The organism is Actinomadura syzygii (assembly GCF_008085905.1).
Classification (GTDB): domain Bacteria; phylum Actinomycetota; class Actinomycetes; order Streptosporangiales; family Streptosporangiaceae; genus Spirillospora; species Spirillospora syzygii.
The window spans coordinates 74149-97886 of record NZ_VSFF01000017.1; the positions used below are offsets into that span (position 1 = coordinate 74149).

22 protein-coding genes and 1 pseudogene are annotated in these 23738 nt (G+C 68.2%); 16 read left to right on the plus strand and 7 right to left on the minus strand.

The window, feature by feature from the left end; genetic code table 11:
• Positions 1-169 precede the first annotated feature (169 nt).
• Together FXF65_RS38625 and FXF65_RS38630 are read left to right on the plus strand one after the other, a co-directional pair.
• A complete protein-coding gene (locus FXF65_RS38625) occupies positions 170-1882 on the plus strand; it encodes a RelA/SpoT family protein (protein WP_148355297.1) in 1713 nt (570 codons plus the stop codon).
• Positions 1883-1935: 53 nt separating this feature from the next.
• The gene (locus FXF65_RS38630; protein WP_148355299.1) at positions 1936-2385 is read left to right on the plus strand and encodes a universal stress protein; all 450 of its coding nucleotides are present in this window, start codon (positions 1936-1938) and stop codon (positions 2383-2385) included.
• Between the two features lie 9 nt (positions 2386-2394).
• Here the strand turns inward: FXF65_RS38630 and FXF65_RS38635 are convergent, their stop codons facing one another.
• Complete coding sequence (locus FXF65_RS38635; RefSeq protein WP_148355301.1) at positions 2395-3042, minus strand: hypothetical protein; 648 nt, start codon at positions 3040-3042, stop codon at positions 2395-2397.
• A 191-nt stretch (positions 3043-3233) separates the two neighbouring features.
• Positions 3234-4247, minus strand: coding sequence for a glutamine synthetase GlnII (gene glnII, locus FXF65_RS38640; RefSeq protein ID WP_148355303.1), 1014 nt, complete (start codon positions 4245-4247; stop codon positions 3234-3236).
• Between the two features lie 313 nt (positions 4248-4560).
• Here glnII and FXF65_RS38645 point away from each other — a divergent pair, with 313 nt between their 5' ends.
• From FXF65_RS38645 to FXF65_RS38660, 4 genes are all read left to right on the plus strand, one after another.
• Positions 4561-5613 carry a right-handed parallel beta-helix repeat-containing protein gene (locus tag FXF65_RS38645; RefSeq protein ID WP_148355305.1) on the plus strand — a complete coding sequence of 351 codons (1053 nt, stop codon included), beginning with the start codon at positions 4561-4563 and terminating at the stop codon, positions 5611-5613.
• 126 nt (positions 5614-5739) lie between these two features.
• Positions 5740-8010 (plus strand): hypothetical protein, encoded by a 2271-nt coding sequence (locus FXF65_RS38650; protein ID WP_148355306.1) that lies wholly within the window; start codon positions 5740-5742, stop codon positions 8008-8010.
• Between the two features lie 10 nt (positions 8011-8020).
• A complete protein-coding gene (locus FXF65_RS38655) occupies positions 8021-8425 on the plus strand; it encodes a hypothetical protein (protein ID WP_148355308.1) in 405 nt (134 codons plus the stop codon).
• 84 nt (positions 8426-8509) lie between these two features.
• Positions 8510-9196 carry a DUF899 domain-containing protein gene (locus tag FXF65_RS38660; protein ID WP_148355310.1) on the plus strand — a complete coding sequence of 229 codons (687 nt, stop codon included), beginning with the start codon at positions 8510-8512 and terminating at the stop codon, positions 9194-9196.
• A gap of 6 nt (positions 9197-9202) precedes the next feature.
• Here FXF65_RS38660 and FXF65_RS38665 read toward each other — a convergent pair whose 3' ends face one another.
• Positions 9203-9820, minus strand: a complete 618-nt coding sequence (locus tag FXF65_RS38665) for a class I SAM-dependent methyltransferase (RefSeq protein ID WP_148355312.1) — start codon at positions 9818-9820, stop codon at positions 9203-9205.
• A 609-nt stretch (positions 9821-10429) separates the two neighbouring features.
• Here FXF65_RS38665 and FXF65_RS44250 point away from each other — a divergent pair.
• On the plus strand, positions 10430-10693 hold the full coding sequence (locus FXF65_RS44250) for a hypothetical protein (protein ID WP_187412758.1): 264 nt from the start codon (positions 10430-10432) through the stop codon (positions 10691-10693).
• A gap of 32 nt (positions 10694-10725) precedes the next feature.
• Here FXF65_RS44250 and FXF65_RS38675 read toward each other — a convergent pair whose 3' ends face one another.
• The 3 genes and pseudogenes from FXF65_RS38675 to FXF65_RS38685 form a co-directional block, all read right to left on the minus strand.
• A complete protein-coding gene (locus FXF65_RS38675) occupies positions 10726-15051 on the minus strand; it encodes an nSTAND1 domain-containing NTPase (RefSeq protein ID WP_148355314.1) in 4326 nt (1441 codons plus the stop codon).
• 162 nt (positions 15052-15213) lie between these two features.
• A pseudogene (locus tag FXF65_RS38680) lies at positions 15214-15316 on the minus strand.
• 1070 nt (positions 15317-16386) lie between these two features.
• The gene (locus FXF65_RS38685; RefSeq protein WP_148355315.1) at positions 16387-17346 is read right to left on the minus strand and encodes a hypothetical protein; all 960 of its coding nucleotides are present in this window, start codon (positions 17344-17346) and stop codon (positions 16387-16389) included.
• A gap of 398 nt (positions 17347-17744) precedes the next feature.
• On the opposite strand from FXF65_RS38685, the gene FXF65_RS38690 reads away from it, so the two are divergent.
• The gene (locus FXF65_RS38690; RefSeq protein WP_342787841.1) at positions 17745-18389 is read left to right on the plus strand and encodes an HAD family hydrolase; all 645 of its coding nucleotides are present in this window, start codon (positions 17745-17747) and stop codon (positions 18387-18389) included.
• 51 nt (positions 18390-18440) lie between these two features.
• On the opposite strand, the gene FXF65_RS38695 is transcribed toward FXF65_RS38690, so the two are convergent.
• A complete protein-coding gene (locus FXF65_RS38695) occupies positions 18441-19142 on the minus strand; it encodes an HAD family hydrolase (RefSeq protein ID WP_148355319.1) in 702 nt (233 codons plus the stop codon).
• Between the two features lie 86 nt (positions 19143-19228).
• Here FXF65_RS38695 and FXF65_RS38700 point away from each other — a divergent pair, with 86 nt between their 5' ends.
• From FXF65_RS38700 to FXF65_RS38735, 8 genes are all read left to right on the plus strand, one after another.
• Positions 19229-20443 (plus strand): helix-turn-helix domain-containing protein, encoded by a 1215-nt coding sequence (locus FXF65_RS38700; protein WP_148355321.1) that lies wholly within the window; start codon positions 19229-19231, stop codon positions 20441-20443.
• A 464-nt stretch (positions 20444-20907) separates the two neighbouring features.
• Positions 20908-21270 (plus strand): ATP-binding protein, encoded by a 363-nt coding sequence (locus FXF65_RS38705; protein ID WP_148355323.1) that lies wholly within the window; start codon positions 20908-20910, stop codon positions 21268-21270.
• Positions 21267-21488, plus strand: a complete 222-nt coding sequence (locus tag FXF65_RS38710; protein ID WP_148355325.1) for a hypothetical protein — start codon at positions 21267-21269, stop codon at positions 21486-21488. Before FXF65_RS38705 ends, FXF65_RS38710 begins: the two co-directional genes overlap by 4 nt.
• Positions 21488-21748: a helix-turn-helix domain-containing protein gene (locus tag FXF65_RS38715; protein WP_148355327.1), complete on the plus strand. Its 261-nt coding sequence runs from the start codon at positions 21488-21490 to the stop codon at positions 21746-21748. Before FXF65_RS38710 ends, FXF65_RS38715 begins: the two co-directional genes overlap by 1 nt.
• The gene (locus tag FXF65_RS38720; RefSeq protein ID WP_246199388.1) at positions 21745-21990 is read left to right on the plus strand and encodes an excisionase family DNA-binding protein; all 246 of its coding nucleotides are present in this window, start codon (positions 21745-21747) and stop codon (positions 21988-21990) included. Before FXF65_RS38715 ends, FXF65_RS38720 begins: the two co-directional genes overlap by 4 nt.
• Positions 21990-22343, plus strand: a complete 354-nt coding sequence (locus tag FXF65_RS38725; RefSeq protein ID WP_148355329.1) for a hypothetical protein — start codon at positions 21990-21992, stop codon at positions 22341-22343. The genes FXF65_RS38720 and FXF65_RS38725 overlap by 1 nt, the downstream gene beginning before the upstream one ends.
• Before the next feature lie 108 nt (positions 22344-22451).
• Positions 22452-23183, plus strand: a complete 732-nt coding sequence (locus FXF65_RS38730; protein WP_148355331.1) for a GntR family transcriptional regulator — start codon at positions 22452-22454, stop codon at positions 23181-23183.
• A gap of 126 nt (positions 23184-23309) precedes the next feature.
• A complete protein-coding gene (locus FXF65_RS38735) occupies positions 23310-23732 on the plus strand; it encodes a plasmid replication, integration and excision activator (RefSeq protein ID WP_148355333.1) in 423 nt (140 codons plus the stop codon).
• Positions 23733-23738: the final 6 nt, after the last annotated feature.

Genomic DNA, 23738 nt, shown 5'->3' on the forward strand with positions numbered 1-23738 from the left:
TGACCCTCAACGGGGATTCCGGTCTTCCGCCGATCGCGGGCGGGTCCGCCGACCTGACCGCTGTGGGACGCCGCTGACCAGGGTCTCGCCTCGGCCGAGAATTTCCCGCATAATGGCGGTCACAGCCCGTAGCGGCGTTGCGACGGGCGTCGGGCCAGGTGGGTGCGTGATGGCGACGCTCATTCCGGCGATCGGACGGCTCCGGCCGCCGGCGCGTCGAGGGGAGGCGTCCGGCGGCCCGGACCCCGTGCGGGCCGCCCTCGCGCCGCTGCTTGCCGCGCACCGGGCCGCCTGCCCGGGCGCGGACGAGGCGGAGCTGCTGCGCGGGTACGCGGTCGCGGAGCGGCTGCACCGCGGGCAGCTCCGCAAGTCGGGCGCCCCGTACATCACCCACCCGCTGGCCGTCGCGCTGATCCTCGCCGGGATGGGCCTCGACACCCGGACCCTCGTCGCCGCGCTGCTGCACGACACCGTCGAGGACACCCCCTACACGCTCGGGGAGCTGCGCGCCGAGTTCGGCGAGGAGATCGCGGTCCTGGTCGACGGCGTGACGAAGCTCGACGGCGAGCGGTGGGGCGACCGGGCCGAGGCCGAGACGTTCCGGAAGATCGTGCTGGCCGCGGCCGCCGACCTGCGGGTCCTGGTGATCAAGCTGGCGGACCGGCTGCACAACCTGCGCACGCTCGGCTTCCAGCCGCCGCACAAGCGGGAGCGGATCGCGAAGGCGTCGCACGAGCTGCTCGTCCCGTTCGCGGAGCGGCTCGGCATCCACGTCCTCAAGCGGGAGATGGACGACCTCGCGTTCGCCGCCCGCGACCCCGGCGCGCACGCCGCCACCGCGCGGGCCGTCCGGCGCGCCCTGCGCGGCGCCGACGGGGCGTTCGGGCCCGCGACGGCGCTGCTCGGAACGTCCCTCGCCGAGCACGGCGTGGCGGCGGAGGTGCGGGTCAGGCCGTCGCACCTGTACGCGGTGCACCAGACGTCCGGCGGCGACCTCGCCGGGCTGCGGCCCGGCGAGGCGGCGCGGCTGCTGCTGCTCGTGGACGGCGCCGAACGCGACTGCTACATCGCCCTCGGCGCCGTGCACGCCGCGCTCCACCCGGTGGCCGGGCAGGTCCGCGACTTCATCGCGACGCCGAAGGACAACCTGTACCGGTCGCTGCACACCCGCGTGATCAGCCCGGACGGCGACCCGTTCGAGGTGATCATCCGGAGCCGGGCGATGCACCCGGTCGCCGAGTACGGGATCGTCGCGCACATCCGGGACGCGCGCGGCGGCGCGGGCGCCGCGGTCACCGAGCGCCGCGACCTCGTCTGGCTGAGCCGCCTGCTCGCCTGGCAGTCGGACGCGCCGTCCGCCGAGTTCCTCGACCGGCTGCGCACCGACCTCGCCGCCGGGAACGTCGCCGCGTTCACCCCGGACGGCGACATCGTCCCGCTGCCCGCCGGGGCGACCGCGCTCGACTTCGCCTACGCGCTCGGCCCGCGGATCGGCGACCGCTGCATCGGCGCCGTCGTCAACGGACGGCTCGCGCCGATGTCGGTGCAGGTCCGCAGCGGGAACGTCATCGAGATCCTGACCGACCCGGGCGGGACGCCGTCCGAGGACTGGCTGGGCTTCGCGGTCACGGTGCCCGCCCGCGTCCACATCCAGCAGTGCCTCGCCCGGCGGCACGCCGAGGAGGCCGCGGACGCGGGCCGCCGCCGCCTCGTCCGCGCCCTGGCCCGGCGCGACGTCGACCTGCTCTCCGCCGAGGCCCGCGGCGACTCCCTCGCGGTGGCGCGCGAACTCGGCTACACCGAGATCGACGACATGTACGCGGCCCTGGACGGCGGCTCCCTCGCCCTCGACGACCTCCTGGACCGCTTCACCCGCACCTGAACAGGGCTCGCGGGCGGGGCGCGCGGGCGGGGGTGGTTACGCTGGCGCCCGAGGTGATCGCATTGGGGTTCGAGTACGGCGTCGACGGGCCGAAGGTGATCGTGGCCGGCGTGGACGGGTCCGAGACGTCGCTGCGCGCGGGCGCCTACGCGTGGGGCCTCGCGCGCCGCAACGGGGCGCGGCTGATCGCCGTGCACGTGGCGTCGGTGTCGTCGCTGTCGGCGCTCACCCCCGGCGGCGCGGCCGCGATGCGGGAGACCGCCGACGACGTCGCCGCCGACCTGCGCCGCAACCTGGAGGAGGCCGCCGGGCGCGCCGAGGTCCGGTACGAGTTCGTCACCGAGCCCGGCGACCCGTACACGGTGCTCGCCCGCGTCGCCGACGAGTCCCGCGCGGACGTCGTCGTGGTCGGCGCGTCGGCGCAGGCCGGGCACCGGCTGATCGGGTCGGTCGCCGTCCGACTGGTCCGGACGGGCCGCTGGCCGGTCACCGTCGTCCCCTAGGGGACGCGCTCAGCGGGAGCGGGGCCGGCGGCGGCGGGGCCGGGGGGCGGACTCCCAGGTGAACGGCCGGGTGCCCGCCACCACGGCGGACAGCAGCACGACCACCGCCGTCCCGCCGACGAGGTTGAGCCCGGACGTCGCGAGCGCCGCGTCGAACGGCCCGTTCATCGTCAGCGGCAGGATCGCGAGGAGCAGGACGGCGAACCCGCCGATCCACGCGAACGCCCGGACCGGACGCGCCGCCGACGCGAGCAGCAGGTGCATCAGCGCGGTCGCCTGGATCGTTCCCGCCATCGCGCACAGCGCGTAGCTCGTCGCGGCGGGCGCGGCGGAGGTGTGCCCGCCCGCGAACACCGGGACCTCCGTCCCGAACGTCGTGCGCAGCCCGACCACCGCGGCGAACCCCAGCATGCCCGCGGTCAGCGCCGCGCAGACGCCCGTCCACCAGAGCGGGCGCAGCGGCGGCCCGGCGGAGGCGGAGATCCGCTCGTGCAGCGCGGCGTAGTCCTGGTAGCGCCGGACCGGGGCCGTCTCCGGCGGGCGCCGCCGCGCCGTGGCGGGACACCGGATCGACCGCTCCCAGGGCCGTGGCGCGGTACGGCCGGCGCGCCTGCCGTGCGGGCCGCCGGAGTACCGCCCGAATGACGAATCGGGCATCTTCCCCTCCCCCGGTGCGAACGTAGGGGTGCTACCCGGCACCGTGGGGCGGAACTCCCTCAAGCTGACATTTTGCCGATGCTTGCCGGACCGGCTTGCCTGGACGAGCCCCGGTTATGCCCACTGACCTGGGAAAACGCGACGGCCCCCAGGGGAGCGGTCGCTCCCTCGGGGGCCGTGGCCTCGTCCGGTCAGACCTGTCCGGCCCGCTCCAGCGCCGCGCAGCAGGTGCCGGTGATCAGCCGGGTCACCGTGTACGGGTCGACGTTGGCGTTCGGCCGCCGGTCCTCGATGTAGCCGCGCTTCTCGACCTCGACCTGCCACGGGATCCGCACGGACGCGCCCCGGTCCGACACGCCGTAGCTGAACTCGCTCCACGCCGCCGTCTCGTGCATGCCGGTCAGCCGCCGCTCGATGTCCGCGCCGTACCCGGCCACGTGCTCGTCCGCCTTCTCCGCGAGCGCCTCGCACGCCGTGACGATCGCGTCGTAGCCCTCGCGCATGGCCCTGGTCGAGAAGTTCGTGTGCGCGCCCGCGCCGTTCCAGTCGCCCTCGACCGGCTTCGGGTCCAGGGTGGCGGAGACGTCGTGGTCCTCGGCGATGCGGTACAGCAGCCAGCGGGCGATCCACATGTGGTCGCCGACCTCGACCGGGCCCGCCGGGCCGATCTGGAACTCCCACTGGCCGGGCATGACCTCGGCGTTGATCCCGGAGATCTTCAGCCCGGCGTCGAGGCAGGCGTCCAGGTGCTGCTCGACGACGTCGCGGCCGAACACCTCGTCGGAGCCGACGCCGCAGTAGTAGAAGCCCTGCGGGGCCGGGAAACCGCGCTCGGGGAAGCCGAGCGGGCGGCCGTCCTTGAAGAACGTGTACTCCTGCTCGATCCCGTACCAGGAGTCCTGGTCGGCGTACTGCTCGGCGATCGGACGGAGCTTGGCCCTGGTGTTGGTCTCGTGGGGCGTCCCGTCGACGAGGTACACCTCGCACAGGACGAGCTTGTTGTCCCCGCCCCGGATCGGGTCGGGACACGCGAACACCGGCTTGAGGACGCAGTCGGAGCGGTCGCCCGGCGCCTGGTTCGTGCTGGACCCGTCGAAACCCCAGTCCGGCAGGTCGGCACCGTCGGCGAGGACCCTCGTCTTCGACCGCAGCCGCGCGGTCGGCTCGGTGCCGTCGATCCAGATGTACTCGGCCTTGTAGCTCAACGTCGGTCCCTTCGGGCGGTTTCGGCTGGGTCTCACGGTGCCAACCAGGCATTTCGGACCTGTTGCCCGTTTGTGAACGGCATGTAAACCGCGCTCCCCGGCCCGTGACGCACGTCACGCCCGCCGGGCCGGTTCGACAATTCTCCCCTTTCCGGAAAATCGGCAAACCTCACCGGCCAGCAAAAGACCCTCGGAATGTTTTACTTCTCGCACATCAACGGAATAGCGTTCCGGGTTCAAGATGATCTAGGAATTCCGTTGCCGCGCGGGGCCATGGACCCCGCGCGTGCGCAAAAGAATCGGGGGAAAAGGAATGAGGCGGACTATTGCGGCCGCGCTCGGAACAACGGCCGCCCTGGCGGGAATCGCCGGGATCACGCCGTCGGCCCGGGCAGCGGCGCCCCGCGCCCACGTGCACGTCGTCCCGCCGGGGCACTCGATCCAGCGGGCCGTCGACCGGGCCAGGCCGGGCGACGTCATCAAGCTCAAGGCCGGACACTACGACGGGGGCGTGATCGTCCGCAAACGCCTCACGATCCAGGGCGAGGGCAACCGGACGATCCTGCGCCCCGGCGGCACCGACCACTGCGCGAAGGCCAAGCACCCCGGAATGGGGATCTGCGTCGTCGGCCGGGCCGGTCATCCCGTCAAGGGCGTGACGATCCGGAACCTCGTCGTCCGCGATTTCGCGGACACCGGCGTATTCGGCATCTACACCGACCGCCTGTCGGTGCTGAGCGTCCTCGCCCGCAACAACGGCGAATACGGCATCGCGGAGTTCAATTCCACCCGCGGCCGCTTCCGCTGGAACTGGGCCGTCGACAACAAGGACGACGCGGGCCTCTACGTCGGCGACACCGCCAACGCGCGCGGCACCGAAGTCTCCGACAACCATTCCGTCGGCAACACGCTCGGAGTGCTCGTCCGGCACGCGCGGCACGTCCTCGTGCACGACAACTCGATCACCTACAACTGCGTCGGCGTCGCGCTCGTCGACGACGGCCAGCGCACCGGCCAGGGCAACAACCTGGTCTGGAAGAACCACGTCACGAAGAACAACCGGTCCTGCGCGGCGCACGGGCCCGTCCCCGCGCTCGGCGGAACCGGCATCCTCTTCTTCGGCGGCGACCACAACGCCGTCGAGCGGAACACGGTCACGGACAACAGGGGCAGGCTCCCCTACTCCGGAGGCATCGTCCTGTTCCGCGGCGTCCCGCCGCAGAGCCGTCCGGCCCGCGACAACCTGATCAAGAAGAACCGCCTCCACGGCAACGAGCCGTTCGACCTGGTCGACAAGAGCGGCAGCAGGACGAACCGCTTCGTCCGCAACTCCTGCCGCACGTCGAACCCGCGCGGCCTCTGCTGACCGATCCGACCGGAGCCCCCTGTTCCCGAACAGGGGGCTCCTGTCACACACCCGCCCGGCCCGGCTCAGGGTGATATTTCGCCGCGCACGCCCACGACAGGCGACGATCACCTAATGTAGGCGGCAATGCACTTAGAGTTTGATCATTCGGGGTCGTCCCTGGGCGGACGCATCCGGTTGTGGTGCCTCCTCATCTTCGTCATATGCGCCCCGTGGACGCAGGGGCCCACCGGGCGGTCCCCCGAGTCGTTCGACGGGAGCCCCGTCGTCGCGGCGCTGGAAGCGTGGCTGCTCGGCCCGCGGTGGCGGCTGTGGGCCGACGGGCCGGTGGATTGGGGCGTACTTGTTTATCAAGACCTCAAGTTCGTCCTGTTTGTCGCGTTGCTCGCCTTCTTCGCATCGCGGCTGCTGAACAAGGGCGTCCTGAATTGGCCGCGTTGCCTCGCCGCAGGCGTACTACCATCGATACTGGTCGGCTTTATTCCTGCGACTTTGACCGTGTCCTTTGCAGACTTTCCGCCCGTTCCGCAACTGTTCCTCATTTATGTGTTTCCGCTGCCGGGCCTCGTCTTCGGCCTGGCGGTCGGCGCGCTCCTCGCCCTCCTGACGCTCGGGCGGCCGGGACGACTCGCCGGCAGATCCATTGGCGCCGCGAGGGCGTCGATTCGTCCAGGAAAGAGAGGGGTCGGCATGACGACCGCACAGCAGGTGCGAGCACCGGTCGGGAGCGTTCAGGGCGACGTCACCCGGTACTTATGCGCCGGGGCCTACATCGATGAGAAGTTCGCCGATCGGGTGGTAGAGGAGGTCCTGGCCGACGAGATCAGCGCCGTGGCTCCCTCCCCCGACGTCGATCTGGAGGCGGTGGCCCGCCATTGCCTGGCCGCGCGAGAGATCCGGTACCCGCGCGACTTACGGCTGGCGGGCGCGTTCGGGGTCGTGGCCCTGTTCGCACCGCTGTGGCTGCTGTTCGTCGCGTTCCTGGTGGCCGCCGCCGGTCAGGCCGACCGCCGGCGGAGCCTCAGCACCCGCGGCCAGCGCCATCCCGACGAGCGCGCGTTCCTGCGCGTCGGGGTCCAGGCCGGAGTACTCGTGCTCGTCGCCTTCATGTTCGTCACCGGGTTCTCGAAACTGCCCGTGCACGGCATTCTGAGCTGGCTGTTCGGCACCTACATGTCCGGCATCCCCGCCATGCTCGCGTCCATTGGGGCGGCGCTGTACGCATCCATGACGATGATGCGGCACGACCTCGCCACCGACGAGCTTCTGCGCACCACCCTGAGTCGCGAGGCATTCGCTTGGCCGGCCCTGCCGCTCGTCCCGCGGGGAGACTGGATCAAGGACCGCCTCGCCGCGATCAGGCAGGCGCAGGACGGAAACGTCACCGTGTACAGCGGGTACACGCCGTTCATGGGCTATGCGAATGCCCAGTCCAACTGGAAGCTGGCCGTGCCGCTCCTGCCCGCCGAACGTCCGACCGGGGGACCACGCCCCGACGCTCCGACGCCGTTCACCGTCGCCGAACTCGTCGATCACGTACGCGAACGGCTCGGCGCGGCCGTCGAAGGCGACGGCGCCCCCGGGACGGGAGACGCGGAGGTCTCCGGGTCCCTCCTCATCGAGGACCGGGTGTTCGCCGACGGCGCGACGATCGGCGACGACGAACGGTTCATGAGCGACCAGGACCTGGCCCCGGTCATGCGGCTGTCGCCCGACGCGGTCCAGGAGATCATCCTGAATCCGACCGGGACGGTCCGCCACTACCTCGCGCTGCACCTCCCGCTCTGGGGCGGGGACGTGGTGCCGAGCGTCTTCCTGCATTTCTCGACCGTGGGCGACACGCTGCACCTGCGGTGCAGCAACCACGTGCTCGGCCCGGTCGCCGCCGACTACCACCTCGTGGACCGCCTGCGCGACCCGCTCACCCCGGAGCGGCGGCGAGAACTGCTGCTGGGGGCCCTTTCCCGCACCGGCACGGCACTCTTCGAGGCACCGCTCAAAGCACTGCGCCACGCCCGCTTCGAGCACCGGCACGGCAAGCGGATGGAGCACGAACTGGCGGCCTTGACGCAGGACCCGATGTACGACCTCGGCGCCCGGCTCAGCATTCGGGAAATGGCGCTGAGCCCCACCTACTTCAACTATTTCCAGGTCACCGATGCCGAGCGGATCATCTCGTCGGTCCAACTCCACACCCTCGCCATCATTCGCAAGTTCCTCGACGCGCGCGGTTTCGACACCACCGACCTCCGCAGCCAACAGCAGACCATCGTCAATCAGGGCATCATCCAGCAGGGCGGCACGAGCATCGTCGGCAATCAGGCGGTCGGCACCGGCGCCAGCGCCACACAGAACGCCGCGGGTCACCCCGACATGGCCGCCGCCTCCAGCGAATAGGGATCGCACCATGCGCGACGACGAGCAGCCCGCCACCCCTTCCGTCAACCACGGCATCGTGTCCGTGGGCGGCACCCACTACGTGGCCAACCAGGCGGTCGGCCAGAATGCTCGGGCGTTCTCCAACGCGGTCACCTTCAACGCGCAGAACTCCGAGGACCGCGTCCAGGCGAGCGAACTCCTGGCCCTTATCGAGCGGTTGCTGGAGGAACACCGTGCGGCGCTGGCCGACCCGGAAGGCGCCGCCAGGGAAGTACAGCGCGTGCGAGAGGAACTCGACGAGGACGAACCACAACTCCCCTTCCTGCGGCGCGCACTGGACCGCCTGAACACCTACGCGGAGCCGATCGCTCCACTGGCCACAGCCGTAGGGCAACTCACGCAGACAGTGCAGGCAGCCATAGGAGGTTCCTAGCGGTCTTGGTCTCGCAGCCGATGATTCTGGCGGACGGACGCGGTCTATACGCATAGACCGCAACCCGTGCCCCCGGAGGAGCCCATGACCACCAAGCCGCTACCGCCCGTCGTGGACGTCGAGACCTGGCAGCGCCACCTCGACGACCTGCGCGCCCGCGAGAAGGCCGCGACCCGCGAACTCGACGCGATCGCCGCGCATCGCCGCCGGATGCCGATGGTCGAACTGCCCGACTACACCCTGGAGGGCGAGGAAGGCCCCGTACGCCTGCCCGACGTCTTCGACGGCAAGTCCCAGCTCATCGTCTACAACCACATGTGGTTCCCGGGCGAGGAATGGCAGTGCGACGGCTGCACCGGCTTCACGTCTCAGTTCGCGCGCCTGGAGTTCCTGGACGCCTACGACGCGAGATTCGTCATCGTCACCCAGGGACCGATCGACGAGGCCCTTGCGTACAAACGCCGCGTCGGAAACAAGATGACCTGGTACTCCACCGCGAACAGCCCGTTCGGCGCCGACGTGGGCGCACCCCCTGGCGGCGGCTTCGCCGTCAACGTCTTCCTACGCGACGGCGACACCGTCTACCGCACCTGGCACACCACCGGCCGGGGCACCGAACAACTGAGCCACACTTTCCCTCTGATAGACCTGCTGCCCTACGGCCGCCAGGAGGAATGGCAGGACTCCCCGGAAGGCTGGCCCCAATCCCCCACTTACAGCCGCTGGCAATCGTCCAAGGCCGTGGCCGCCAACTACGGTCCGAGCGTTTGAGGCACGTCAACCAGTGAGCGGCTTCTCCCACGTCAGCGAGTACCGACGGAGGACGTGCCGCCGATAGCGCATTCCTGGCAGCAACCGCCGCGCCGCCGCCCGCACTTCCCCATAGCTCATCTGCGGGTCGGCGACCGGCATCCCCTCAGGCCCATGCGCACGACGCAACACCTTCATGGTCCGCACGAACGGAGCGGCCGCGACCATCGCCGCCCACTCCCCCAAACTTCTCTCGCGTGCCAGGCCGACAACCACCAGCGTCCCGCCAGGACGAAGCAGCTCGCGCATCCGGGTCAATGCCGCCTCAAAGTCCATGTGATGGATCGTGGACACGGAGCAAATGAAGTCATAACCCTCGACCGGGAGATCGACGCTGAGGAAGTCGCCCTCAACAAAGGTGAGCTGCGGCTCCCCACCAGCCAATTCACGCGCACGGTTGATCATCGCCGCCGAACTGTCAAGACCAGTGACACGTTTCGCGTGCCCCATCAACTTGCGCGCGAGCAGACCGTCCCCACAACCAACGTCCAGCGCATCACTACACCCCTCCGGCACAGCACGCAGAATGCCCGGATGACGCGCAACGTTAGTGTTCCAGTACGGCTCCAAACCGGACTGCTCCATCAGGTCACTCTAAGGGACCTGGAAGTGCTCCCGTCTCAGAGTGTTCTGGGCTCGCGGCCCGACGCGGCCGTCCGGTAACCGGGTGCCCAAGCCGCTCGTCCCAGACGACCAGGCGTGCGGGGATTACCTTCATCCCGCCATAACCAGAACTGATCTTGGTCTAGCGGCCATTGGCCGCGGGGTAGTTGAGACTTGCGTAATCACGCGCATCGGCCCACCTAGATCTGGACACCAGTCATGATTCATCCCAAGCTGTCGAAATTCACGTGGCTCACGGCCTCCGTCCTAGTTCCCGCATCAGTGGCGGCCATTGCGATATCGGCGACCGCTCCTGCGGCCTCCGCATTCTCGAACCAGGCCCCCTGCCATGAGATCGTGTGTCCCGGCAAGAAGCCAGGGCCCACCGGCCCGACCGGACCTACCGGACCGACCGGCCCCGCCGGAATGGGCGGAACCGGTCCGACCGGCCCAACGGGACCCGCAGGACCAATGGGCGACATCGGAGCCACAGGGGCCACCGGACCCACGGGAGCGACGGGAGCAACCGGAGCAGCGGGGCCATCCAAGTGCGTCAGTACAGCGGCCGCCGCAGGGCAGACGAAGGCGGTCGTGGCCGTTCGCAATGGGAAGGTGTTCGGCCAAACGGTCAACGAGGCCACAACTCCGCCTACGCCTACTCCGCTGACCGACTTCACCGCAGCATTTGGCGCCGTGACAGTGGATTGCGCGTCGGTGGCAATTCAGGGCACCAGCAATGTGTTCGTCACCGTGCGCACGAACACCGATCAACTCCTTGAGGTCGGATGCACGTTGAACAACTTCCCGACCAGCTGCGGCGGGACAGTGGTCAACCTCGGGGTAATACCCATGTAGGCACGTCGGCGGAGCCTGAGTGTCACTGCCGGTCAGGAGCAGATTCTCCGGAACTTGGGGCCGGGGGGAACGTACCGGGCCCATTCGGCGCGTGTCATCGTTCGTCCCGCTGCCGCGCAGACGGCGCCGATGAGGTCATCGGGCATCGCGACATTCCATAGCCGTACCGTGCCGTCGTCGCTGCCGGTGGCCAAGGCTTTGCCGTCCGGACTGAACACCACTGAGGTGACATCTCTTATGTGGCCGCTGAGGGGCGCGCCGGTTCGGAGGTGGGTGGCCACGTCCCACAACCGAACCGTGCCGTCGTCGCTGCCGGAGGCCAGGGCTTTTCCATCCGGGCTGAACGCCACCGAGTTGACCTCTCTGGTGTGGCCGAGGAGGGGCGCGCCGGTCTGGTTGCGGGTGGCCACGTCCCATAGCCGCACCGTGTTGTCGTCGCCGCCGGAGGCCAAGGCTTTGCCGTCCGGGCTGAACGCCACCGAACGCACAGGGCCGGTTTGACCGGTGAGCGCGCCGACCTGACGGTGGGTGCTCACGTCCCACAGCCGTATCTTGCCGTCGTGGCCGCCGGTGGCAAGGACTCGACCGTCCGGACTGAAGACCACCGAGTAGACGCCTTCGGTATGGCCGGTAAGGGCGCCGGTCCGGTGGTGGGTGGCCACGTCCCACAGCCGCACCGTGCCGTCGTGGCCGCCGGAGGCCAAGGCTTTGCCGTCCGGGCTGAACGCCACCGAACGCACAGGGCCCGCGTGACCGGTGAGCGCGCCCGTCTGACGGTGAGTGCCCACGTCCCACAGGCGTACCGTGCCATCGTCCTGGCTGCCGGTGGCCAGAGCTTTGCCGTCCGGGCTGAATACCACCGAGCGCACGGGGCTGGTGTGACCGGTGAGCGCGCCAACCTGACTATGAGTGCCCATGTCCCACAGCCGCACCATGTTGTCGTCGTCGCCGGTGGCCAGGGCCCGACCGTCCGGGCTGAAGACCACCGAGTTGACGTCTCTGGTGTAGCTCGTGAGGGCACCGAGCTGGTGGTGGGTGGCCACGTCCCACAGCCGTACGGTGCTGTCGTCGCTGCCGGTGGCCAAGGCTTTGCCGTCCGGACTGAACGTCATCGAACGCACAGGGCCGGTATGACCGGTGAGCGCGCCCGTCTGGCGGTGACTGCGCACGTCCCACACTCGTACCGTGCCGTCGTGGCTGCCGGTGGCCAGGAGTCGACCATCCGGGCTGAACGCCGTCGAACGCACGGAGCTGGTGAGACCGGTGAGAGCGCCGCTTTGACGGTGAGTGTTCACGTCCCATAGCCGTACGGTGTTGTCGTTCTCGCCGCCCGTGGCGAGGAGTCGACCGTCCGGGCTGAATGCCACCGAACGCACGGGGCCGGTATTACCGGTTAGCGCGCCCGTCTGGCGGTGAGTGCGCACGTCCCACAGGCGTACCGTGTTGTCGTCCTCGCCGCCGGTCGCCAGGAGCCGACCGTCCGGGCTGAACGCCACCGAACGCACGGGGCCGGTATTACCGGTGAGAGCACCGCTTTGACGGTGAGTGCCCACGTCCCATATTCGTACCGTGCCATCGTCGCTGCCCGTGGCCAGGGCCTTGCCGTTCAGGCTGAAGACCACTGAGTTGACCTCTCGGGTGTGGCCGATGAGGGGTTTGCCGATCTGGTGGCGGGCGGCCACGTCCCATAGCCGTACCGTGCCGTCCTCGTCGCCGGTGGCCAGGACTCGACCGTCCGGACTGAACGCCACCGAGTAGACGCCTTCGGTGCGGCCGGTGAGGGTGCCGATCTGACCCTGGGTGTCCATGTCCCACAGCCGCAGCGCGCCATCCTCGTCACCGGTGGCCAGGACTCGACCGTCCGGACCGAACGCCACCGACAAAGCGCGTCTGGGTTGGCTGGTGAGAACGGCACGGTCTGGTCTGGAGAGGATGTCGATCAGTCTGGCGCGGCTTTCGGGCGTGTGCTGGATCCGCCATGCCGCCGCGGCGAGCAGGGCCGACAGGGTGCTGTCGCCGGGGAAGAGTTCGCTTTGGGCGGCGAGCTGGCGGGAGACGGCCATGTCGCGCTGGTGGTCGGCGTTGTTCTGGGCCCGGAAGGCGATCGAGGCCGCGACCAGGGCTACGGCCAGGAGCCCGGCCACAGTGGCCAGGATGATCCGTCGGTGGCGGGTCCTGCGGGTCTCGGCGGCGGCGCCGGCGGCCAGGAACTCGGCGGCGGCCGAGGGGAGCGCGGGGTAGCGGCCGGGGTCAGTGTTCCAGCGGGCGCGGACGTGCTGGACCTCGGCCAGGCGCTGGCCCCGGTACAGGTAGGCGGGGGCGCGGCCGTTGCGGTCCCATTCGTCGGTGTCCTGCACCAGCTGGGCTTGCAGGGCGTGCCCGGCCAGGTCGCCCCGCAGCCAGTCCCGCAGCCGCGGCCACGCCTCCAGCAGCACGTCATGGCTGATCTGGACGGTCCCCGTGTCGACGGTGACGAGCCGGCGCGCGGCGAAGGCGCCCAGGACCTGGTCGAGCCGGACGGACGTGTCGGGGGCGATGGCGCGGTGGAGTTCGGCGCGGGTGACGGCGCGGCGTGTCAGCCGTCCCGGCGGCGACACCACGGCCAGGTGCACGAACACCCGGCGGGCCGTCTGCCGTGCGGGATCGCCGAGACCGGCGTAGGCGTCCTCGGCGCTGGTGGCGACGGCGTGGGTGACGTCGCCCGTCCGGGCATAGCCGCGCAACGTCAACCGGTCGCCCTCACGGTGTTCCCACACCGTCAGCATCGTCTGGGACACCAGCGGCAACGCCCCCGGGCCCAGGCCGCCCGCAGGCGAGCCCAGACCAGCCACGATGGTGTCGGTCAGCCCCGCCTCCAGCTCCAGTCCCGCGGCGGCGGCGGGCCCGGCGATCGTCAGCCGCAGGTCCTGCTCACGCATCGGCCCCAGGACGAACTGGCCGTTCTGCAGCGCGTCGGCGAGCACCGGATGCGCGGCGCACCGGTCGACGAAATCACCCCGGACGGCGATCACCACCAGCGCCGCGGGAGCATCGGCGGCCCCGCACGGTCGGGTCGCGACGGCGTCCAAGGCCGCCACGAACGCCGCGACTTCTTCGGCGTCCGCACCGCCATCCGCCGATTCACCGTCCCCCTCACCGGCGGTGCCGACGGTGAACAGTTCCTCGAACTGGTCCACGACGAGGACCAGCCGGCACGCCTTCGCGACCTCCGCGGGCAGGCCCCGGCGGCGCGCGTCGCCTTCGACGGCCTGCCGGACCAGGAGATGCGCCCGCTCGGGGGCGTCGGCCAGGCTCGCGTGCACCGTGGCCGCGTCCAACCCCGCCATCGGCGCCAGCACCGACGCCAGCCGCTCCAGCGGCCGCCCAGACGGCGCCTCGATCACATGCCGCGGCCACTCGCGCGCCGGCTCGTGCAGCTCACCGCGGCCGATCGCCGGCAAGAGCCCCGCACGCAACAACGACGACTTCCCCGCCCCCGACGCGCCGGTCACCACCACGAGCCCCGGCGCAGCCAGCCGCTGAGACACCACGCTCACCAACTGCGCGGTGACCCGCTCCCGCCCGTAGAACACCTCACGATCAGCCTCGCCGAACGGCGCCAACCCCCGGTACGGGCACCCCTCCCACCTCGGCACCGGCCCCTCGCCCCGGGCGGCCTGAGCGCGACCGGAACGGGTTCGCTCCTCGATCGTGTCCACTTGCTCCAACAGGATCCGGGTCAGGGTCGCCTGCCGCTGCAGCAGCCCCACCGCAACCCGCATCTGGCCGCCCTGCTCGTCCACACCATCGCGCAGCAGCCGCAACTGGGACCGCACATCGGCCAGCACGAACCCGAACTCGCCGAACTCCCGCCCCACCTCGGCCAGCCCGACCGTCAGCGCCTCCAGCAACTCCCCGTCCCCGAACCGCGCCGCCTCCTCCAGCGCGACCCCCACCAGGCCGACCTTCTCCAGCACCTCGGCGATCTCGGTGCGCAACTCCTCCGCACGCCGCCCGCCCGCCTCCAGCAACCGCTGGATCTCCGAGGCGAGCGCGGCCTCCACCTCCTCCAGGCGGGCCCCACCACCGTCCTCGCCGCCGGCGTGCTCCCCCAAGCGCCCGACCCTGGACGTCACCACATCGCTCAGCACGTTCCCGCCGACCGAGGTGATCGCACCCGTCGCCGCGGCCAGCAGCGCCGTACCCCCGACCCCCGTCGTCACCAGGGGGGCGAACGCACCCCCGCACAACACCCCGACCAACACCGGCGGCGACCAGCCACGCACCCGTCCCCCGGCGGTACCCGCCAGCCGGGCCACCCGGTCCCGCACACCCGCGCGCATCAACTCCGGCCCGCGCCCCCGCGGATCGCTGTCCATGCCCCCAATACCACCGTTCGGCCGCCGCCCCCGCACCCGTTCCACCCCAACGCGACACTTCTATAACCCGCGTGCGCCTCCAAGAGGGCGTAGTCACTCGGCCGACCACTCACAAGATCAAAGGCCATGATCCGCTCTTGCGGATCATGGCCTTGACGTGGGTGGGCGCGGACGGTTTCGAACCGCCGACTCCTCGCTTGTAAGTATGCGCGATCACCCAAAAAGCGGCTCTGACCAGCACCCGATCACCATCCGAGACGCGCCCTCGTCCACCGGCGGCCCAACCTAATGGCACACGAATGGCACGCCCTCAAACCATGATCACCGAGGTCGATCCCGCTCCCGACCTGGTGAGAACCGCATACCTCGCGCTCCCCACTGGCACGCGAATGGCACAACATCTCGCCCGCCCCTCAGCCACGGCCGTAGGGCCACGTGGTGCCCGGTCCCCGTGGTCTCCATACTCCAAGTACTAAGCCCATCCGGCGGTCATCCGGAACATACGTGCCAGTGCCGAACCGCACGCCTGGCAGCTCCGTGAGCCTCATGGATGGCCGCCCTTCCAGTCCAGCCGACCACTGGAAACCAGCCAATGGGTGTCATGTGTCGTAGGCCGCGACCATGGCGGCGGCGCGTCCCCGTGGCGACCGGTCGGGGCGAGACTGGCGGACGCTTCGCGATGCGCGGCCCGGCGCGGCCGCCCGGTGACCGGCGCCCACGCCGCACGCTCCGGGCGGCCAGGCGCGGGGCCGCGCCAGCGGCCCAAGCGCCGCCGCCCCTTGATCCAAAACAGCCAGATTCGGCAGAGCATCTGGTCCGTAGCAAGATCAGGGTTGTCCAGCAGTGTCCCCACGAGTCCGCTGACCGGCCCCGCGCCCTTCCGCGCGTTCACACCCGTTAAAGATTCTTCCAGTCTGCTGTTAGCACCACAGTTAGCATGCACGCCCCTCCCGGAGGGTGCGCCCGCGCGAGCGGCAAGACCGGGGTGAGAGACAGATTTGCGCGGGCATGCCCTCCGGCCGCAGGGGCCTGGGGCCCACGCGGCCCTCTTTGCGCTCGTCCACTAGCCACGTGGGACGCGTCTCCGGTGCGTTGTGACACGTTCGGACCCCGGGTCGGAAGACCCTGACGCCTGCACCCTCCCGCCAGTGTGGACGCTGGTTGATTGGCGGACTAGTCTCACGATTGATATTTCAATTCCTGATTCCAGCCTCTGCAATTCCCTTTGGAGCAACGAGGGTGGGGATTTGGGCTTTTGGGGTCACCCCAGGCCAGTAAGGGCGATTTAATTGTGGTCAGCAGTCTAGCTATACCGACCAAAATACCTCGCAATATTCATGCGAGGGGTATGTGCAGGTCATTGGAGGCCAAAAAAGAGTAAAGTGAAGGATGATTGATGTCTTCAATGACGCCCTCGCGCACCAATATCTCACTCAATCGGGGAATTGTCCATTGTCGAGCACGTGATCGGTAGACTGACGGTTTTTCTTGGGCCACGAAAATAATCTCCTCGGCGATGTCGTCATCCACTATCACGGGTGTGACCCCGTTGTACTCCGGCTTGACAGCGTCGCGGCCACTGCGGTTGAAGTCGTGGATGACCGCTTCGACGAGTTCGGTGCTTAGTACAAGGAACCCGGCTATACTTTCGGGATCCGATCCTTCGATGCGTGAATCTAGGATATGTGCGCGCTGTCGCGAGATGACTGAGCGGGCTCGGTAGGCCCGGTCCCGGATCCAGGCGATCTCGTTCTGTGGCACATCTGCCAATGTAGGCGTGTTTCCACGTTCCCCATGCCTGGACGGCCGCGGCGGTACTCGCCTTACGATTTCATGTCCGAGCGCAAACGTGTGGGTTATCCAGCGTTGCCAGCGCTGGCTCCACTCCAAGGTATGAATTCCGCGATGAACGCCGCCGCTTCCTTCGAGAATGTAAACCAAGTTCAAAAAGGCTGACTCTGGTATGTCGCCGGTGATTTTAATTTTGATTTGCGTTTGATTATCTTCCAGCATAATGCCGGGCTGTGATTGGCGTCCAGCTCCATCCCCAGCCGCCAGGAAGAACATTTTCTTGAACGTTGCCCAAGCGTCCTCACCTGCCTTAGTCATGAAAGCGTTGAAGAACGGCATTGCCGCCACGGAGATGGTTAGAAGGATGTAGACGGGCCCGCCTTCATTACCTTCATCCTCTGCTTGAGCATCAATGCCATACTCGCCGAGTCCTGCGCTGATACCCGTGAGGATCTTGTCGGGGACGCGCCGGTGGAAGAGCACCAGAGCGTTGATCTCCTGCATGCTTCACCTTCACCTGTTGAGAACCTAGGTGGTGTGCACCACCGGCCGTGTCCCATTGTGACGTAAAGGGGCATGCTGAGGTTCCGCCACGACCTAATCCGGCATGGATGGGGTTGCGTCTAGCTGAGAGCCCATCATCCCGGGGGAGGATCCCTCCGGTGGACGTCTTGACCCCAATGGCTACGGTTCAGATCAGGAATTCTGGGCGGCGCTGATTAGCGGGCTCGGCGGGACCGGCTCGAAGAGGCCGCATGCCCGCCGAGCCCACTGGCGGATGTGTAGCAGGCGCCCTTGAAGGCGTGAGGATCTTGCTCATCTAGCTGGGGTGCGGTGTTTGGCTGGCTGGGTCGGTGTTGGGGGGGCCCAGCCGTAAGGTGGGCAGCGTGATTCGGGCTGTTGTGTTTGATGTGGGTGAGTGTCTGGTTAATGAGACTCGGGAGTATGGGACGTGGGCTGACTGGTTGGGGGTTCCTCGGCATACGTTTTCGGCGATGTTCGGGGCGGTGATCGCTCGGGGGTTGGACTACCGGGAGACGTTCCAGGTGTTCGCGCCGGGGTTTGACCTGTCGGGGCAGCGTGAGGAGCGGGTGAGGGCTGGGCGGCCTGAGACGTTCGGGGAAGAGGACTTGTACCCGGATGCGCGTCCGGCGCTGGCCAAGCTTCGGGGGGATGGGCTGTGGGTGGGGATCGCGGGGAATCAGACGGTGCGGGCCGGTGGCATCCTGCGGTCGTTGGAGTTGCCGTGCGACATGGTCGCCACGTCGGATGACTGGGGTGTGTCCAAGCCTGATCCGGGGTTCTTCCGGTGTGTGGTGGAGGCCGCGCCGTGTGATGCCGGGGAGGTGCTGTACGTGGGTGACCGGTTGGACAACGACATCATGCCCGCGGCTGAGGTGGGGTTGCGGACGGCGCTGATCCGGCGGGGGCCGTGGGGGATCATCCAACAGGACGACCCGGAAGCCGACCGCGTTCCGACGATGCGGATTGATTCGCTGGCCGAACTTCCGGGCTGTATCGCTGACTTCAATGCTGGGGGCCGCTGAGCGACAATCGTCGACCGACAGTCGATTGAGAAATTAGTTTCGTTATTTGACTTACCCGATATGCTGGGCATTTACGTGTTGAAGTAGAATGGCGGTCTCGGTCAGATTTTCCAAAACGGTGTCCGCTTCAGCGTCCCTCAATTCCTTGACGCTCGTTCGCCCTGAAGCTATGGCAATTATCTTCGCGCCGCCTTTACGGGCAGCTTCTACATCGCTCACTGTGTCGCCGATGACGTAAGTGGTTTCGCGCACGTAGGTTTGGCCGGTACGTGCGGCAGCACGAGCCTGGGCGATCGCGACGAGCCTGGGACGGACCGAGTCGTCAGTGCCGTAGGCGCCTATGTCCAGGTCTAGCCACTTGGTGAGATTGAAGGTTTCCAGCTTGGCGATGGCTGAGGGCTTGGGGTTGCCAGTCAGGGCGGTTTGAGTGATGGTCGGCAGTTCGGCGAAGGCTTGCAGGGCTTCGCGGGCTCCGGGGAGGGCTCGGCCTCGTCTGCGCATCTCGTCGGCTCGGGCGCGGTAGCCGGCGGCCTGTGCCTCGACGAATTTGGGGAAGTAGTCGCCTGGGTCCTCGATGCCGTAGAGGTCGAGGGTTTCGCGGAAGATGACTTGTTCGGTGCGGCCGGTGACGTCGGCTAGGCGGTCGATGTGGTGGCCCGTGACCTGCTCGAATGCGTCCTTGAAGACTTCGCCCCCTACGCCGCCGGTCTCTAGGAGCGTGTGGTCGATGTCCCACAGGATGAGCTTGTGCACGCTGTCACGTCCTTCACGGGCTGCGGTTCCGGTGCCTGGCTGCCTACCCTGGTTCTGCCCAGTCTTCCCGCCCTACGGGAGTGAACGTGTCTGAGTCGGAAGAGATCGGCATCGGCGAGCGTCTGCGGTTCTACCGACAAGGACGCAACAAGACACAGGCCGTGATCGCTGGGCTGGCTGGTGTGAGCGAGGATTACGTCTCGCAGATTGAGCGGGGTGCGAAGACTCCCACTATCGGGCTGTTGCACAAGTTCGCTCGGATTCTGGGTGTTCAGGTGTCTGTTCTGTTGGGGGAACCGCAGTTTGAGCAGAACGGCACTATTCATCCAGTGGCGTCGGAGTTGCATCGACGGATGATGTCGTTCGGTGGCTCGGAAAGTGGTGAGGACGTCGACCTTGCCGGGTTGCGGCACAGGGTTGACGCGGCCTGGGAGATTTGGCAGACGTCGCCTAAGCGGTACACGGAGGGGGCCGCGATCTTCCCGGCCCTGCTGTCAGACGTCCAGGCAGCGGCTCGGTCGTTTCGGGCGTTCGGTGAGGCTGAGCAGCGGCGGGAAGCGGCTCGGCTGTCGTCGGACATGTACTTCCTGCTGCGGACATTCGCAAAGCGGATCGGGCGGGCGGATCTGTCGTTGGTGGCTGCTGATCGGGCTATTGCGGCGGCGTATGAGACAGATGATCCGCTGCGGATTGCGGGAGCGCACTGGAATCTCGGGCACATCCTGATCGCGCAGAATGAGGCGGAAGCGGCCGAGGATACGGCCGTGCATGCGATTGAGGAACTCAAGCCGCGCTTGGGTGACGGGCCGGACTGGGTTGCGATGACGGGAGCGTTGTGGCTCGTGGCATCGGTTACCGCGGTGCGTCAGGGGGATGCCTGGGCGGCTCGGGATCGGATACGGAAACATGCCCTGCCAGCGGCTGAGGCTTCCGGTGAAGGCAATGTGCTGTGGACGGTGTTCGGGCCGACGAACGTCCATCTGCATGCGATGAGCATCGAGATGGAGGCGGGCGAGTCAGCGGAGGGGCTGAGCATCGCCGATCGCATCGACGTGACCTCATCGCCGTCGCTGGAGCGGCAGACCACGTTCTATCTGGAGCTGGCGCGGCTGCACGAGCAGCGCCGGGACGATGCGGCGGTGTTGCTGCACCTGATGAACGCTGAGGCCAGCGGTCCGGAGGATCTGCGGTACAACGTGCTGGCGCGTGATCTGGTGCGCGGGCTGCTCAAACGGGCTCGTCCGAGCATGGCTCCCCAGGCGCGGGCGTTGGCGCGCCGCATCGGCTTGGTTGCCGCGTAGGACCCGGACTGGGAGTCAACCCGAACTGAGAGTTCGGGTTGTTTGCTTGATCCGCTCTTAACGTCGTGGCGCGACGTTCCGAGAGCGGTCAAGGAGTCCCACCTTGCAGAACACCTCAGCGAACCCCCCAGCCGTTGCGACCTGCGATGCATGCCTTGGCCGTGGGTGGTCCTGGGTGTCGTCCCGGGTGGACCTGTTGGTGATGCGGCGTGGTCCTGGTCGTGGTCCGGAGCGGCGGCGGGAGCGGTGCGCCGAGTGTCAAGGGATCGATCCGGCTGCTGTCGCGTGACAGGACTGCGGGTCCGGCGGCGTGGAGTGGGGGGGGACCGGGTTTGGTTGCTCGCCCCCAGAAGCGACCGGACACAACCGGTTGAGACTTCGTGTCGCCGGGCCCGCTTCTAACCAGGGCTAAGGCGCGGACGTGCGAATGCTGCCGTCTCGCGCCGCTGGGAGGCTGACGGCAGATGATCTTTCTGGCCGTTGAGTGGGCGAGTGCCAAGCGGGCCCGTGATCACGTTGGTCAGATCGCGGCCGGGTGGCCGGTCGATCTGGATGACGTTCGGGTTGTGGCGTCGGAGTTGGCGACCAATGCGATCCGGCATGCCAAGACCGAGGTGATCGGGGTACGCGCCTATTCGGTGGGCGGCGTGTACACGGTGGAGGTGTGGGACGCCGACGCCGCGAACCTGCCCGTCCTGAACGAACAGACCGCCGTTGGCGACGGGGGCCGGGGTATCGCGGTCATCGCGGAGTTGGCCGCACACGTCGGGGTGTGGTGTGGGCCGGAGGGCGGGAAGGTCGTCTACGCCGAATGGACCGCCTCATGAACTCCGATGCCATGACGGTCGACACCTGGTATCAGCTCGCCGTGTTGCGCACATACGGCCCCTGGCTCTCGGCGAAGCTCCCTGTCCCGGATGAGGAACGTAAGCAGGCGACCGACCGCGTCCAGCACGCCCGGTTGGTTCTGTCCATGCGTGACGAGCAATTCCCCCAACTTCCCCCGCCGCCGGTGGTGGCGTTCAACCAGAGGAAAACCCCCTGATGGTCAATGTGCGAGTCGACGGCTGGGATTTCGGTCCCGGCCAGCTTCTTTCCCCCGGTGAGGTGGCCGACATGTTTCGGGTCGGTCCGGCGACCGTGGCGCGCTGGGCCGATGAGGGGCGGCTCTCCTGCGTCCGGACCCTGGGCGGAGTGCGGCGGTTCAGCCGTGAGCAGATCGAGCACTTCATGAACAACCCCGACAGCCTGGCCCCGACCGCCCCGCATGAGGAGGCCGGTGGTCTTGACGGGGAGACGTCGTGATCATCGACGGTTGGGATTTCGGTTCCGGGCAGTTGATGCGTCCGCACGAGGTGGCCGAGGTGTTTCGTGTGCACGTCCGGACGGTGTCGCGGTGGGCGTTGGTCGGGAACCTGTCGTGCATTCGCACGCCGGGCGATGAGCGCCGGTTCTCTCGTGAGCAGGTCGAGTACGTCAAGAACGGCGGCGCGTGGGGCCCGCGAAACGGCCGCACCGTGGACCGGGGCGGGGAAGGGACGGCGTGATGGGCAGTGAGATGCAGGACCAGCTTGATCTGCTGGCGGCGTGGTCCGATGGCGTGAACAAATTGGCCGGTGGCGGTGGGGTGGAGCGGCTTGGGTTGCTGGAGGTGGCGATGGCGCTGGAGTCGCTGGCCCAGGTGATCGAAGACGTCGCGGACGTGACCAAGTTTCTTAAGGCCAGGGCTTCGGACGTCCAGCGGCAGGCCGAGCAGGAAGCCTCGCTGAACCAGCCGGAATGGGTTGCCGAGTTGGATGCTGCGCTCCTGGACGTGAGCGTGGGGCATGAGGTGTTGTTGGCGGCGTTCCATCTGGTCTCGCGTGGTTGTCTCGGCGTCCTGCAAGTGGCCCGCGGCTAGGCGTAAGGGTGTAGAACTGCCTGGTCGTGGACCGGGGTGGGCGTGACATTGCCGGGGACGTCTGGTTTGCTTGTGTAACTCGTGTTGTCGAGCTGTTAGCAGGTCCTCATGTCGGAAGACGCCATGTACGCCCCGAAGTACGTCCGGATCATCGAGACGTTGCGGCGCCGCATCGAGGACGGAACCTACCCCGTCGGCTCACAAATCCCCTCGGAAACCGCGCTCGGACGGGAGTTCGGGGCCGCGCGCCCGACCGTGGTCCGCGCGTTGAACGAAATGCAGTTGCTCGGCGAACTCCAGCGCGAGCACGGACGCGGCACGTTCGTCAAAGCTCGCCCGTCCTCGCGGGCCTCCGACAGCAACCGGCCCGGATTGGCCGTGCTGGATCGTCAGGAGACCGGGGCATCGGTGCGGGTGCTGGAGACCGGGCGTCGCCCCGCCCCCAATCAGGTGGCGTTGCTGTTGGGGCTGGCTGAGGCCGCGCCTGTGCACTTGCGGCGCTATGTCGGGTTGTATGACTCGATCGCCAGTGAGCTGGTGTCGTTGTGGGCGCCGCTGGATGTCGCGCGCTCGGCCGGGCTGGACCAGGAGGGGCCGTTGACGGTGCCGGTCCGCGAACTGCTGGCCGCTGCGGGCAAGGAACGGCTGACCCGCGTGCACGAGCGGCTGCGGGCTCGTCGTGCGACCGAGGAGGAGCGCGCGGCGCTGGAGTTGGGCGAGGGTGAGCCGGTGTTGGCGGTGCTGGGCTCGGTGGAGGACTCGGCCGGGCGGACCGTCCTGGTCGTGGAGGTCGCGCTTCCGGGCTCGCTGCACGTCCTGGAAGACAGCTACAACTTGTGACGCAGATCACTCGATAAGTCGACTTGCACCCCTGGTAGTTCGTTCCGAGCGAGGTACATTGCTTGTACGGCAACTCGATAAGACGAGTTGTCGCTCACAAGAGCAGGCAACAAGGGGTGATTCTTGATGGCAGTGCAGGGTCCGTTCAAGGTCGCGTTCGGGGATGTGTTCCCGTTCGGGGCGTTCATCAAGGGCGGCGTCGAACCGGTCCGCGACTTCGACCGCTCGACGCGGGAGAACTTCGTCCAGGCCCGCGACAAGGAGTCAGGCGAACTGGTGTGGGCGGTGGAGGTGCTGGACGCCGACCCGGCGGCCAAGGGCACGTTCAAGGTCAAGCTGACCGCGCCCGTCCAGCCGGTCATGCCGGAGGCTCCGGTGGGGTTTCCGTTCGTGCCGGTGGAGTTCGACGGGCTGAGCGTGACGCCGTACGTCAACAGTCAGAACAACCGGCTGGCTTACTCGCTGAAAGCGGCGGCGATGCGCCCGGCCAACCACAAGCCGCAGGGTCGCCCGGCGGGCAAGGACACGGCGGCCAAGGACGCGGCCTGACCTGAG